Genomic DNA, 13,636 nt, shown 5'->3' with positions numbered 1-13,636 from the left:
TACCGCGCCCAGTTCAACGTCCACCATGACAGCGACATCGAGAGCTTCGAGGACCTCCGGGGCCGAACGATTGCCTTCGTCGACCCTGCATCCGCTTCGGGCTACCAGTTCCCCTATGCGTTTCTCCTAAGCGAGCACGGCATCGACGCCGACGCCGACATGCAGGCGATCTTCGCCGGCTCTCACGACGCCGCCGTCTTCGCCGTCTACAACCGTGACGTTGACGTGGGCGTGTCGTTCGAGGACGCTCGCACCATGCTCGAGGCCGACTTTCCCGATGTCAAGGAAGAGGTGCGCGTGCTCGGCTATACCGTCGGCATTCCCAACGGTGGCATGGTGGTGCGTGCCGGCATGCCTGCCGCACTGGCCCAGAGGATCGCCGGGGCGATGATCGACATCGTCCAGACCGACGAAGGCCGGGCGCTCACCGAGGCGATCTTCAACATCACCGACTTTGCCCTCGTCGGCGACGAAAGGTACGATGAGGCTTACGCGATTGTGCGCGAGACGATGGACATCTTTGGGCGCTGAGCCGGTTTGGTGAGCTCCTAAAACACCTTGCGCGTGATCTGGAGGTCTTGGTATGGGGATCTTTTGCTAGCGGAACAGTTCGACGCCTTTTTCCTCGATTTGGACGGGGTCGTCTATCTGGGCGATCGGCCGCTGCCCGGCGCCAAGGCCGCGCTCGAGCGCCTGCGCGGGCTGGGCAAGACGCTGCGCTTCCTGACCAACGATCCGCGTCCGACGCGCTTGGAGCTCGCTCAGCGGTTAGCGGCCATGGGGATCGAGGTCCGCCCCGAAGAGGTAATCAGCGCGGGCTGGGCCACGGCCCGCTATCTCCGTCAGCACCGCCTGGACGCCGTTTGCGTTATCGGCAGCGCCGGGCTCGCCGCCGAAATCCGCCGCTTGGGCCTTGAGGTCGTAGCAGGTCCCTGCGCCGCCGTTGTGGTCGGCTGCGACGAAAGCCTCTCCTACCATCATCTCCGGCGGGCCGCTCAGCTCATCGAGGGAGGAGCCCGCTTTATCGCCACCAACGCCGACCGCTCCTTTCCCACCCCGGACGGGCCGTATCCGGCGACAGGCGCTATCGTGGCCGCCGTTCAAGCGGCAACCGGCCAACGTCCGGTGGTCATCGGCAAGCCCTATCCGTTCATGTTTCACGCGGCCCTTCAGGACTTGGACCCGGCGTTGCGGGTGGCCATGATCGGCGACAACCCGCTCACGGACATTTTGGGAGCACATCAGCTCGGCCTGACGGGCATTCTCATCGCCGAGCGGCTTTCCTCGTTCCCCTCGGCTGGCGATTTTCGCCTTGCAGACGCGACCATTGCGGATTTGACGGCCCTTTTCGATCCCCGCGTTCACGCCCGGTCTTGGGACAAACCGCGATTCTTGTGGCCCGAGCGGGTAGGAGCGGGGGTAGCCGCCGTGGTCCTGGACCGCGACAGGATGGTCCTGCTGGTCAAACGAGCGGACAACGACCTCTGGGGCTTGCCTTCGGGGCGCGTCGAGCCTGGGGAGACGGTCGAGGAAGCGGTCAGGCGCGAGGTGGCTGAGGAGACAGGCCTGGAAGTGCGCGTGGAGCGGCTTATCGGCGTTTACTCCGACCCCGCTTCGCAAGTCTTCGCCTACCCCTCGGGCGAAGTCGTCCATTTCATCACCTGCTGTTTTCAGTGCGAGGTCACCGGTGGCGAGTTGCAAGCCGACGGCGTCGAGGCGCTCGAGGCGGGCTTCTTCCGCACCGACGACCTCCCGCAAAGGCTCCTGACCATGCACCCCGAGTGGCTCGCCGATGCGCTTCGGGAAGAGGCCCCGGCCTTCATCCGCTAGAGCAACATTCGCCAGAGAAAGGACGGCATGAAAGGACAGCAGCTCGACCTGTCGCTCTACCTCGTCACCGACCGCCGCAGTGCCGGTAATCGTCCTATCCTCGACATCGTGCGCGCGGCGCTTCGCGGGGGCGTTACCGCCGTTCAGCTGCGCGACAAGGAGGCGACGACGCGCGAGACGCTCGAGCTCGGCCGGGCGCTCCGCGAGCTGACGCGCGAAACAGGCGTGAGCTTCATCGTGAATGACCGTGTGGATCTGGTCCTGGCGCTCGACGCCGATGGGGTCCACGTAGGTCAGGACGACATGCCCGCTGAGATCGCCCGGAAACTGATCGGGCCGGAGCGTGTTCTCGGCGTTTCGGCCGCAAGCGTGGCGGAGGCGCGCCAGGCAGAGCGTGACGGCGCCGATTACCTGGGGGTAGGCGACGTGTTCGGCACGCTCAGCAAGCCGGACGCGGGCAGGCCCATCGGTCTGGAGGGCCTGGCAAAAGTCGCGCGGTCCGCTGCCGTCCCGGTGGTCGGGATCGGCGGCATCACCCTCGAGAACGCTGTGTCCGTGCTGGGGGCAGGCGCTGCGGGTGTGGCGGTGATTGCCGCCGTGGTCGCGACCCCAGACCCCAAGGGGGCGGCGCGCCGGCTGCGCGAACGCGTAGATCAAAGCCAGAGGAAGCCATGAACACGTTCAGCACACGAGCCGCGGAAGCCTTGGCGAGGCTCCGTTCGGATGGCGAGCGGGTTCTGGCGGTGGACAATGGCACACCTGGCTGAGCACCCTCGCCGGCCCCTGCGGCGGCTTGCCTCAGAGGCAGGCCAAGCGTAAGCCCGGTTCATTCGGCTTGGCACCCCAGCCGGTATGGTAGAGAGCGTGCTGGCCAACGCCCTTGACAACCTTCGCCTCCTGGTGAGCCAACTCGTCCTGACGCTCGACTACCCCGGCATCGCCCTGGTGATGGTGGCGGTGGCGCCCGAGTTGGTCATGCCCTTCGCCGGTTTTCTGGCCGTGACGGGCGAAATGACGCTCCTGGGCGTCGTCGTCGCCGGCACGGTCGGTTCGGTCGTGGGCTCGACCCTTCCCTATCTCCTCGCCCGCTGGCTGGGCGAGTGCCGGGTGCGGAGCTTCGTGCGCCGTCACGGGCGCTGGCTGCTTCTCTTCGAGCGCGACTTGGACCGCGCCCTGCGCCTCTTCGACCGTTACGACCAGCACCTGGTGCTCTTCGGCCGCGCCGTGCCCGCCGTGCGCAGCCTGATCTCCTTGCCCGCCGGGCTTCTGCGCATGCCGCTCTTCAGCTTCTTGTTCTATACCGCGCTCGGCACCGCCCTCTGGAACGCCACGCTCGCCTACGCGGGCGTGCTCCTGGGTCGCAACTGGTGGCGCGTCCTGGAGGGCTTGGAGGTCTACGAGTCGCTCGTCTGGCTGGCCTTGGGCCTCATGCTGCTGGTGTTCTTCACGCGCCGGGTGCGGCGGCTCTTGGCCTCGGCCTAGCACCGCGAACTGGCACCGACCCCTCTCGACAGCGGCCCAGCTCAGCCCAGGCGCTGCCAGACGAGGCCGTAGCGGGCGCTGTAGCGGCCGCCGTTATGGGCGTCGCAGCAGGGCTTGCAGGCGAGCACCCGGCGGGTCCTGCGCTCGCGGGGCAGGGTTTGCCGGCAGCGCGGGCAGATCAATAGGTACTTGGAGACCGGCCGGGCCACCTCGTCCGCAAAGAGGCGCACGGGTTTGGCGCCGAGCCTCGAGCACAGCTCCCGCCAGCGCGGGCCGTGGCCGGCGCCGGGGCTGAGGGCGTGGGCGATCTCGTGCAGCAGCGTGTCTCTGACCTGCGCCGCATCGTTGAGTTCGGTCAGGTGTTTCGACAGGCTGATGGTCCTGTTGCCGTAGTCGCAAAGGCCGAAGCGGCGCCGGGCGCGGTCGAAGCGAAAGGTCCAGTCCGTCAGGCCGTGCTCGAGCATGAGCCGGCGCGCCAGGGTTGTCGCGAGTGCGAGATCCACCCTCTCAGACTATCAGGCACCCCGGCTATCAGGCACCCCGGCTATCAGGCACAAGTATCGCGGCCTCTCACAGCCGTCGAGCCTCGCTGAAGTAGGCAGCAGCCAAGGGACCCGGACTTCGAGACGCGGTCTCCGGGCAGCCCTGGACATCCACACCGCGACCGGGGGCGTATCCTCTAACAGGATATGGAGCTCGAGACGCAACTGCTGGACGACCTGAAAGATGGCGACGAGCAGGCACTCGCCAGACTGTACGAACACTTCAGCGCCCGCGTATTCGCTCTTGCGCTCGAGCTGCTCCAGAGCCGGGAGGAGGCCGAGGAGGTCTTGCAAGACACATTCGTCAAACTCTACCGCAAGGCGGACGGCTACCGCGCCGACCTGGGCTCGCCGCGGGCGTTTATCTACACCATCGCCCGCAACGAGGCGCTCAACCGGCTGCGGGCGCGCCGCGCCAGGCCCAAAAAGGTCGACGGCTGGGATGTACACGACCCCAGCGCGACCTTTACGGCGGCCACTGCCGACCCGCTGCAGAGCATCATGGTGGAGCGCGCGCTAAAAGAGCTCGGTGACGAGGACCGGCAGCTCGTGCGGCAGGCCTTTTTCAGGGGCTACAGCCACGGGGAACTGGCCGAGCGCACGGGGCTTCCGCTCGGGACGGTAAAGAGCAGGCCGCGCCGCTCGCTCTTTCAGCTCAGAGAGTATCTGGAGGAGGCGTGAACCACCCCGAAACGCTCCTGGACTACGCCTTTGACGCCCCGACCCAGGCACGTTGACGCCGGAGGAGACGGCGGCGGTCGAGGCGCATCTGGCGGGCTGCCCCGAGTGCCGGGCGGAAGTGCGGGGGTTGAGGGCGTCGCTGGTCGCCTTGAGCGAGTCTCTGCCGCCCATCTCGCCGCCCCCGCGGGTGTGGAGCAGGGTTCAGGCCGAGCTTGCCGAGCCGCCTCCTCTTGCTACTCTTGCTACCGAGGCCGACGCGGAGGTTTATGCCAAAGCTGGGCGCCTCGAGTCCGAACTGCTCACCCCACCACTCACCCCACCACTCACCTCATCACGGCCGCGCCCGCCGGCGCTTGCCGGCTGGCTCCTCGCCGCCTCCTTCTGTGTGCTCGCCGTCGGCGGCCTCCTCTGGGGTTACCGCGGCCAGCAGGCGCTGGTTCAGGCTTTGGCCGAGCAGCGCCTGCTGAGCCAGGTCTTGGCGCGTCCCGGCGCCCTGGCGCTCAGCCTGCCAGGCCCCGAGGGCGAACCGCTGGGCAGCGTCCTCTTGGATCCGGGCGGCGAGGCGCTCTTCGTCTTGAGCGAACCCGCGCCGCCGGGGCGCGCCTACCAGGCCTGGGGGCACCGCGGCGACGACTGGCAACGCGACCGTGACCAGATCACCTCGCTGGCGGTCAACCGGGGAACGGTCCTGGCGGTCTCCTGGAGAGGCTTCGGCTCGCTCTATCTGAGCCTCGAGCCCGCCGGCGGGAGCGCCCTACCGACTCAGCCGCTGAGCCGCGTCTCCCTGGCCGAGCTCATCAACAGACCCCCTGAGCGCCCGCTGGACATCACCAGCCCCGCGGGCGGCGCCGTTTTGAGCGCCGACCGCGTCATCGTGAGCGGCAGGCTGCAGGGCATCGTGAGCGGGTTGCGCTACACGCTGAACGGCGGCGAGGCGACCGAGACGGCCGTTTCCGGAACCCGCTTCAGCTTTACCGTCGCGGGCTTGCGGGCGGGCGAGAACACCGTCACCGTGAGCGCCACCGACGCCGCGGGCAACGTCGTCACGGACAGCGTCACGGTCAGCTATAACCCTCCTTAACCCTCCTTGAGTCGCCACTATCGAGGCCGGCTCATCATCAGCTCGAGAAGAGCGGTTACACTGGTCGCTAGCCAGAGCCGGTAGCGCCTTTCGGTGACGCGCCTTCTGACGCGTTGACCGCGTGCCAGCCGGCCCGCGCCAGACCGTTCATGCTCGAGGGGACTATAATGCCTACACCGAAAATGCCTACACCGAAGCCTACACCCACAGCCCCAGCCGCCCGGCTGCGCCCACACCCGCCTCCACACCCGCCGAGGCTTCTCCTCCTGCTCATCGGCCTCGCCGCCTTGGCGCCCGGCCTCGCCGTGGCCGGCCAACCGTCACCGGACGCGGAGGGGGCGCCCGTCACCTCGGTCCTGGTCACCAGCAATCCGCCCCTTCCCTTTCTTCCCGCCGACCCGCCGCGCGGCAGAATCTACAGATTGCCCCCCGATCTCTCCAGCGCCGCCGTGGCCTTCAGCACCGAGGGGGGACCGGTGGGGCTCGAGAGTATCACCGCAGACCCCGCCGGCAACGCCTTCGTCACCTTTTTCGACGGGCCGGACGACAGCTACCCCGGTGGCGTGATGCGCCTAGAGAGCCTCGCGCTAGGGCGCGACGGCGAGCGCTTCGAGCTAGGGCGCGACCGCGTCATGACGGGCGCGGCGGTCGGCCTCGTCGAACCCAAAGGGCTGAGCGTGATAGCGGAGCTCGAGCTGGTGCTGATCGCCGACAACAGTAACGCGCGGCCGAGCCTCACGGCCATGCCGCTCGGGGCCACAAGCCATCAGGGGGGCGACGCCGCGCCGCTCTTTAGCGTCACCGACTTCGGAGGGGCGGACGGGCAACCCTGGTGGTTCGACTACGACCCCGCGGCGGGCCGCCTGTTCGTCGCCATGACGGGCGGCAGCCTGCTCGTCTACGACGATTTTCCGGTGCTGCGCGGGGCATCCGGACCGGACCGCGTCGTCGTCCTGACGGCGGCGGACGGCTCCGGCGAGAGCGTCGCGGCCAATCTTCACGGCGTCGTCTACGTTCCTGAGGGCGACGCCGTCATCCTCTCCGATGTGGGGCCGACCACCACCGCCGACCAGCCCGGCTTCGACCGCAACGGCGCCTTGTTCGTCCTGGGGAACGCCTCCGTCGCCGCGGGGCCGACGCCCGTGCGGCTGCATGTGCATGGCCCCGCCTCGACCTTGGGGAACCCCGTCTACATCGCCTTTGACGGCCTAAACCTCTACGTCGCCGAAAAGACCAAGGACACGGTCTTGCGCTTCGACGATATCCTCGAGCACATGGGTGAGATCGACCTCGCGCCGAGCGCGGCGGTCACCGTACCGGCCCCCGAGTCGGTCTTCCTGGTTAGGGATTAGTTACAGATTAGTCACAGAGCCGCGCCAAGGCTCACCCTGAAGGTTTGACCGGCAGATTCGGCCGAGCGCCGCGGGCAACCCCGCGGCGCTCTCTTTTCAGTTCGGCTTTTCAGCTCGGCGCAGCCCGCGCCGTGCATCCGATCGCCAAGCTCGCTCGTGCGTTGCATAGACCAAGGGCGGCAAGGGAGGCAAGCTCCCCGCCCTCACGACTCCTGACGAAAGGAGGAGCAAGGTTCGGGTGCTTCGAGCGCGTCGCCTGGCGGCGACAAAGCCTTTCGACGATTGCCTTTCAAAAACGCCTTTCAAAGCTCTCGAGCAAGAATCTCACAAGCAAGACACCCAAACAAGACACCCAAGGAGGTACAACCCGATGCAACACCTACGTCTTCAACATCTTCGACGTCTTCAAGCCACCCGCTTCAGCCTCTGGGCGGTAAGCCTGCTGCTCGTTCTCATCGTCGGCGCCTGCGCCGGTCTGCCGCAGCCGCAGCCCGTCGAAACAACTCCCCAAGTCAGCGTCTCGGCGCCCTTCGCGCAGAGCGAAACCGACGAGGCGATCTACAGCGGCACCGTGAGCGAGAGCAACGTGACCGTCACGGGCAGCGCCAACAGCGCGGTCGACCGCCTGCGCTACAAACTGAACGAGACGGGCTGGGAGGACGCCGACCTCTCCGCTAGCGACTTCAGCTTCCCCGTCAGCGGTCTCTTGGAAGGTTCGAACACCGTGGCGCTGCGCATCGACGGCGAGGACGGCTCGATCGTCGTGATCGTCATCGTCATCATCTTCGACCCCGGTGACGGCGCCCTTCCGGTCGTCAACCCCGACCCGAACCCGCGGGACATGGTGGCCTTGACGGCGGATAACACCCTGGTCTTCTTCAACTCCGGCGCGCCCCAAGACACCGACACGCTCCCCGTGAGCGGCATCGAGGGCGCCCTCTTGGGCATCGACTTCCGTCCCGCCGACGGCCGCCTCTACGGCCTCTCCTCGACCAACAGGCTCTACAGCATCGACACCGAGACGGGCGAAGCCACTGAAAAGAGCCGCCTCTCGGAAGGTTTTGAAGGCGGCGCGATGTCCGGCTTCGACTTCAACCCGGTGCCCGACAGGTTGCGCCTGACCGCCAGCAACAACCAGAACTTCAGGGTCAACGTCGACACCGGCGAGGTTATCGTCGACGGCACGCTCGCCTATGTTGACGGCGACGACAACGCCGGCGCCGAGCCCAGCATCACCGCCTCGGCCTACACCAACGCCTTTGACGGCGCCGAGGAGACCGAACTTTACAACATCGACGCCGAGCTCGATATCCTCGTCCTGCAAGACCCGCCCAACGACGGCGGCTTGCAGACCGTCGGCCCCTTGGGCGTCGACTTCGCCGCCGAGGGCGGCTTCGACATCGTGACGGTGAACGGCGACAACCTCGCCTACGCCGTCTCCGAGTCGGCCCTGTTCGCGGTCGACCTCACTACGGGCGCGGCGACCCCGTTGGGCATGGTCTCCGGCGGCCCCTACCGCGGCCTCGCCGTCGTTCTCCCGAGCGCCGACTAGGAGCTCCCGGCACGCGTCGCGTGCCGTAGTCGTAAAGAGTAGCCGCACAGAAACGCCAAGGCACGAGCCATCAAAGGCTTGCCTTGGCGTTTTCATATGCCGTGCTGGCTAGAGGCCGCGTCCGCCCTGTTCGAACCGCCGCTCGCTTGGGCAATTCGTGTTAGCCTTTCAGGCATAGGGGACGAGGTGTGACGGACAGAGATCGGCTAAACCCCACGGTTCATGGACAGCCACCCTTGCCGCTGCTGGTCGTGCTCTCCGGGCCGTCCGGGGTCGGCAAGGACAGCGTCTTGATGCGTATGCGCGAGCTCGGCTTTCCCTTTCACTTCATCGTGACGGCCACCGACCGCCCGCAGCGGCCGGGCGAGATCGGCGGCGTCGACTACCACTTCGTGACCACCGAGCAGTTTGAAAAGATGATCGCCGAAGAGGAGCTGCTCGAGTGGGCCCGGGTCTACGACGACTACAAGGGCATTCCCAAGTGGGACGTCCGCGGCGGCTTGTCCAGCGGCAAAGACGTGATGCTGCGGATCGACGTCCAGGGCGCGAGGACCGTCAAGAGGCTGGCGCCGGAGGCGGTGCTCATCTTTCTGGCGCCGAGCAACATGGACGACCTGCGCCAGCGCCTGCAGTGGCGGCGCACCGACTCGCTCGATCAGATCGAGCAGCGCCTGGTCAGGGCCACCGGCGAGATGGAGCACATCGGGCTCTTCGACTACGTGGTGATCAACGCCCCTGCCCAGCTGGACGCGGCCGTCGGCCAGATCCGTTCGATCATCGCCGCCGAAAAGCAGCGCGTGTTCCCGCGCCGGGTGAGCCTGTAGGCCGCCCTGGCGCCTTGGGTGCCTCTGTTCGCCCCTCGAGCCGGCCAGTGAATGACGCGCTCGACACGGCAGTGGGCGAGTTTGAGAGTATCATTACGCGAAGCGGGCGCCAGACGACGCCCGGACGAAAGCAGCGACGACACCGAGGCTTTCTTGTAGAGGAGAAGACCATGGCCCAAGAAGGAATCGACACCCTGCTGTCCCTGACCGACTCGCGTTACCGCCTGTCGATGATCACCGCTCGGCGGGCGGCCCAGCTCAAGACCGGCATCCCCAGCATCCTCCCGCCCGAGGAGCGGCCCAAGACGCGCAACACCGTCACCATCGCCATGAAGGAGGTGGCGACGGGAAGGATCAAGTGGGGCGACGACCTGCCGACCATCGACGAGATCCGCCACGAGATCGAGCAGGAGCGGCGCCGCGAGGAGCGCCCGAACTACAGCGTCTCGAGCGAGGACGACGAGTAAGGAGCCGGAAGAGGCGCCTTGAGGCCAGGAGCCTCATAAAAGTCACGGCATGAACGTTACAGCATGAACGTTACAGCATGAAAGTCACGGCATGAATATCGTGGTCGCCGCGACGGGCGGGGTGGCCGCCGTCAAGACGCCGGCGCTCCTGCGGCGCCTCGCCGAGGCGGGGCACGGGGTTCGCGCGGCGGCGACGGATGACGGCTACCGTTTCGTCACCCCGCTCTCCCTGGCGGTCGCCGCCGGGGGGAGCGTCTTTGACCGCGCCGCCTGGTTTAGTCCGGACGGCCGCGCCCTGCACCTCGAGTTGGCGCGCTGGGCCGACCTGCTGCTGGTCGCGCCGGCCAGCGCGGACGCGCTCGCCAGTGCCGCCACGGGCCGCGCCGACGACGTGGTCTCGGCGCTCGTCTTGGCCGGCGTGCCGCGGGTGGTCTGGGTGCCGGCCATGAACACCGCCATGTGGGCGCACCCGGCGGTTCAGGCCAATGTGCGGGCGTTAGAGGGCTTCGGCCACCGCTTTCTCGGTCCCGCCACGGGCCCCCTGGCGGCCAAGGGCGAGGGCAGCGGCGTCGGCCGCATGGCGGAGCCCGAGGACATCGTGCGGGCCCTGCCGGGTCTCCTGGAACAGCGCGACCCGGGACGCGATATGGAAGGTTTGCGCGTCCTGGTCTCGGCCGGGCCGACGCGGGAGTTCTTGGACCCGGTGCGCTTTCTCTCCAATCCGAGTTCGGGCAAGATGGGCTACGCCGTCGCCGCGGCGGCGCGCGACCGCGGCGCGGCGGTCACCCTGGTGAGCGGGCCTACCGCGCTGCCGGAGCCCCACGGCGTCGCCGTTCATGAGGTCGAGTCGGCCGAGGAGATGCTCGCCGCGCTCAAAGAGCACTTCGGCGCCTGCGACCTGCTCGTCATGACCGCGGCGGTGGCGGATTGGCGGGCGGAGACCATGCTCGCTGAAAAGCAGCCCAAAGAGGGGGAGAGGCAGACCTTGGCTCTCGTCCGCACCCCCGACATTCTCGAGACCCTCAAGGAACGCAAGGGGCGGCAGGTGGTGGTGGGCTTCGCCATGGAGACGCACCAGGGCGTGGCGCGGGCGCAGAGCAAAGCGGCGCGCAAGGGCCTCGACTTCATCTGCCTCAACTATCCCGCCCAGGCCGCCACGCCCTTCGGCGGCGACGACAACGAACTCACCCTGGTGTGGCCGGACGGCCACAGCGAGGCCCTAGCGCGCACGAGCAAGCGCGCGCTGGCCGAGGTGATCCTGGACCGGGCGCTGGCGAGCCGCTGACGTGGCCGGTCCCTTCGTCGCGGTTGCCCAGGCAGGCCGCGGGCCAGGGGTGCCGGGATGTATAGCATTTTGAATAAATTGATGTATAATTATCGCATGCCAAGCAAAGACTACCGCCACCGCCTCATCGAAGAGCTCGTCGAGACCGAATTCATCTCGACCCAGGCCGAGATCGCCGAGCACTTAGGGAACCGCGGCATCAAGGTCACCCAGGCGACCATCAGCCGCGACGTCAACGAGCTGAGGCTGATCCGCCTGCCCGCCGGCGAGGGTCGCCACCGCTACCGCTCCACGCCGCTCATGCTCCAGGAGGACGTGATCGGCGAGCTGCGCGACCGCTTCCGCCTCTTCGTGCGCGACCTGGACCGCGGCGACAACATCATCGTGATCCGCACCGACGAGGGCCACGCCTCGGGCATCGCCTTTGTCATCGACAAGCTCGAGCGCGAGGGCATCGTCGGCACCCTGGCCGGCCAGAACACCATCTTCGTCATCGCCAGAAGCGGCGACGCGGCCGAGGGGATTCTGGACGAGTTCGAAGGCTTGCTCGAGTAGGTCCGGGGCCCAGTGGCCCTAAGCATAGGTCCGGGGCCCAGTGGCCCTAAGCTCTCAGCCGGCGGTGCGGTTCGTGCTCGACGGCCCGTGCGCGAGGCTGCTCCAGGCTGCCGTTCTCTCTGGGCGTCCGGTTTCTCATTCGGCAGGTGATAGACCGCAAAGGTGATACCGTAGGGGCACGGAGGTTTGGATGCTCGTCTTGCGAACTTTTCTCGTCGCGCTTGCGCTCATGGCTACGGCGCCGGCCCAGGAGGCGCGGAGCCTCGTCGTCTACCCTTTTACCAGCCAGGAGACCCTGCTGGGGACGGCCGTGGCCGACAGGCTGGCGACAGCCCTGACCACGGCCCTGACCACGGCGCCAAGCCCGGCGCAGGAGGGCCGCCTCGAGGTCATAAGACCCGAGCTCACGCCGCTGCTCGTACCCCTCTTGGCGACCGGCGAGGGCTTTGTCAGCCCGCTCGCTTTTCTCGACACGCCCTTCGAGGCGGCCTCGGCGGCCGGCGCGCAACTCTTGCGGGGTGCTTTTGGCGCGGACGCGGCGGTGAGCGGCGAGGTCTTCGTGCGCGACAGCCGCCTCGAGCTGCTGCTCTTCGTGGCGACGGCGGAGGGTACGCGCCGCTACCACTTTCAGGCGCCCCCTGCGGCGCCGGGGACGCTGGCGGCCGGGGCGGCGCGGGTGATAAGAGAGGCCCTGGACCTGCCTCCCGCCCCGGGAGCGGCCGGGACGGACTTCGACCTCTCGCTCGACCTGTCGACGGCCTACGGCGATTACGTGCGGGCGCTCGTGCTCATCGGCGCGGGTTTTGCCGGCGACGCGACCGAGGCGCTCGAGCAGGCGCTGGAGGCGCCGGAGGCCGAGCCGGACTGGCAGACGCTCTTGGACGAGATCCGCACCGTCCAGGAGGGCGGCGAGGCCCCGGAGTCCTACCTGGGCGCGGCCTTGGCACTCAGCCTCGGTGATGTGAGCGAGGCGCGCGCCGAGGAGGCCTTTGCGCGGCTGGCCGAAAGCTCGGGGCTTCCCGTCCCGAGCCTCTGGGTCGCCCTGCTGCGCCGCAGCCAGGGTGACTCAGAGGGCGCCGACGCGGCCTTCGAGGCAGCGGCGGGCTACCCCTTCGGCGCCGCGGCGCGGGCTCTGCATCTGGCGGACCAGGAGCCGGAGCGCGCCCAGGAGGCGCTCGCCGGCTTGGGCGAGACGCCGATGGCGGCGACCTTGGCGGCCAGCCTGGCCGCGGGCGTGCTCGGCGACTTGGACCTCGAGGCCAGGCTGACCGAGAGGCTCGGCCGTCAGGCGCCGACCCTGCTCTACGCCTTTGAGCGCCGCTCCTTTATCGCCTTTGACCAGGACGACGCCTTGGCCGCCGCCCGGGCCCTGGTGGTGGCGACGCGGCTGGCGCCACAGAGCGATCTCTACTGGACCAACCTGGGCTGGGCCTACTACCTCCTGGGCTTTTTGGAGCGCAGCGAGGAGGCGAGCCTCCGGGCTATCTCGCTAGATGACAGTCAGGTCATCGCCTGGTACAACCTGGGGCTGGTGGAGACCGTGACCGGCCGGCTCGCGGAGGCCATGAGCAGCTACGACGCCGCGCTCCTCCACGACCAGGGCGTCAACGCGGAGTCCATCGAGGACTTGGAGGCGGCGCTTCTCCTCTACCCGGACGAGCCCGGCGTCCACTTCGCGCTCGCCAGCCTCTACGCGGCCGACGGCCGCCGGCAGGAGGCGGTGAGGCAGTTCGGGCGCTACCTCGAGCGGGGCGACGACCCTACCTTTTTGGCTCAAGCCGGGAGCCGCATCGAGGTCCTGAGCGCGCCGGCGCCGGCTATCGCGCTCGGCGAGGGCAGCCTCAGCCTGCGCCCCGGCGGGGCCGCCGAGACGGTCTTCCGGCAGGGCGACCGCCTCTTTGCCGGCCTCGAGCTGACCACCGACGGCTTCGAGCTGCCGGGCGACCTGAACGTCGGCCTGCGTCTCTTGGACGCTGCCGGCAGCG

At 68.1% G+C, this 13,636-nt stretch carries 14 protein-coding genes; 13 read left to right on the top strand and 1 reads right to left on the bottom strand.

The features are described from left to right. The 4 genes from M3498_08805 to M3498_08790 all read left to right on the top strand — a co-directional run. Window positions 1-531: phosphate/phosphite/phosphonate ABC transporter substrate-binding protein (locus M3498_08805; protein ID MDQ3459379.1), on the top strand; the 531-nt coding region annotated here is incomplete at its 5' end. Window positions 532-594: 63 nt separating this feature from the next. Further along, window positions 595-1,830: an HAD-IIA family hydrolase gene (locus M3498_08800; protein ID MDQ3459378.1), complete on the top strand. Its 1,236-nt coding sequence runs from the start codon at window positions 595-597 to the stop codon at window positions 1,828-1,830. 27 nt (window positions 1,831-1,857) lie between these two features. Beyond that, window positions 1,858-2,505 (top strand): thiamine phosphate synthase, encoded by a 648-nt coding sequence (thiE, locus tag M3498_08795; protein ID MDQ3459377.1) that lies wholly within the window; start codon window positions 1,858-1,860, stop codon window positions 2,503-2,505. Between the two features lie 189 nt (window positions 2,506-2,694). Then, entirely contained in the window at window positions 2,695-3,312 is a 618-nt protein-coding gene (locus M3498_08790) for a DedA family protein (GenBank protein ID MDQ3459376.1), read from the top strand. A 41-nt stretch (window positions 3,313-3,353) separates the two neighbouring features. Here the strand turns inward: M3498_08790 and M3498_08785 are convergent, their stop codons facing one another. Further along, the gene (locus tag M3498_08785) at window positions 3,354-3,815 is read right to left on the bottom strand and encodes a SprT-like domain-containing protein (protein MDQ3459375.1); all 462 of its coding nucleotides are present in this window, start codon (window positions 3,813-3,815) and stop codon (window positions 3,354-3,356) included. 186 nt (window positions 3,816-4,001) lie between these two features. On the opposite strand from M3498_08785, the gene M3498_08780 reads away from it, so the two are divergent. The 9 genes from M3498_08780 to M3498_08740 form a co-directional block, all read left to right on the top strand. Next, on the top strand, window positions 4,002-4,535 hold the full coding sequence (locus tag M3498_08780) for a sigma-70 family RNA polymerase sigma factor (protein MDQ3459374.1): 534 nt from the start codon (window positions 4,002-4,004) through the stop codon (window positions 4,533-4,535). Window positions 4,536-4,587: 52 nt separating this feature from the next. After that, window positions 4,588-5,616: an anti-sigma factor gene (locus M3498_08775; protein MDQ3459373.1), complete on the top strand. Its 1,029-nt coding sequence runs from the start codon at window positions 4,588-4,590 to the stop codon at window positions 5,614-5,616. 182 nt (window positions 5,617-5,798) lie between these two features. Next, window positions 5,799-6,968, top strand: coding sequence for a hypothetical protein (locus M3498_08770; GenBank protein MDQ3459372.1), 1,170 nt, complete (start codon window positions 5,799-5,801; stop codon window positions 6,966-6,968). A gap of 370 nt (window positions 6,969-7,338) precedes the next feature. Then, window positions 7,339-8,520 carry a DUF4394 domain-containing protein gene (locus tag M3498_08765; GenBank protein ID MDQ3459371.1) on the top strand — a complete coding sequence of 394 codons (1,182 nt, stop codon included), beginning with the start codon at window positions 7,339-7,341 and terminating at the stop codon, window positions 8,518-8,520. Window positions 8,521-8,708: 188 nt separating this feature from the next. After that, window positions 8,709-9,344, top strand: coding sequence for a guanylate kinase (locus M3498_08760; GenBank protein ID MDQ3459370.1), 636 nt, complete (start codon window positions 8,709-8,711; stop codon window positions 9,342-9,344). Window positions 9,345-9,514: 170 nt separating this feature from the next. After that, the gene (gene rpoZ / locus M3498_08755; protein MDQ3459369.1) at window positions 9,515-9,811 is read left to right on the top strand and encodes a DNA-directed RNA polymerase subunit omega; all 297 of its coding nucleotides are present in this window, start codon (window positions 9,515-9,517) and stop codon (window positions 9,809-9,811) included. A gap of 91 nt (window positions 9,812-9,902) precedes the next feature. Further along, the gene (coaBC, locus tag M3498_08750) at window positions 9,903-11,096 is read left to right on the top strand and encodes a bifunctional phosphopantothenoylcysteine decarboxylase/phosphopantothenate--cysteine ligase CoaBC (GenBank protein MDQ3459368.1); all 1,194 of its coding nucleotides are present in this window, start codon (window positions 9,903-9,905) and stop codon (window positions 11,094-11,096) included. 96 nt (window positions 11,097-11,192) lie between these two features. Then, window positions 11,193-11,651 (top strand): arginine repressor, encoded by a 459-nt coding sequence (gene argR, locus M3498_08745; protein ID MDQ3459367.1) that lies wholly within the window; start codon window positions 11,193-11,195, stop codon window positions 11,649-11,651. Window positions 11,652-11,841: 190 nt separating this feature from the next. Continuing rightward, window positions 11,842-13,636: hypothetical protein (locus M3498_08740; protein ID MDQ3459366.1), on the top strand; the 1,795-nt coding region annotated here is incomplete at its 3' end.

The organism is Deinococcota bacterium, assembly GCA_030858465.1.
Classification (GTDB): Bacteria; Deinococcota; Deinococci; order Deinococcales; family Trueperaceae; genus JALZLY01.
This window is presented reverse-complemented; position numbering and strand designations above follow the sequence as displayed.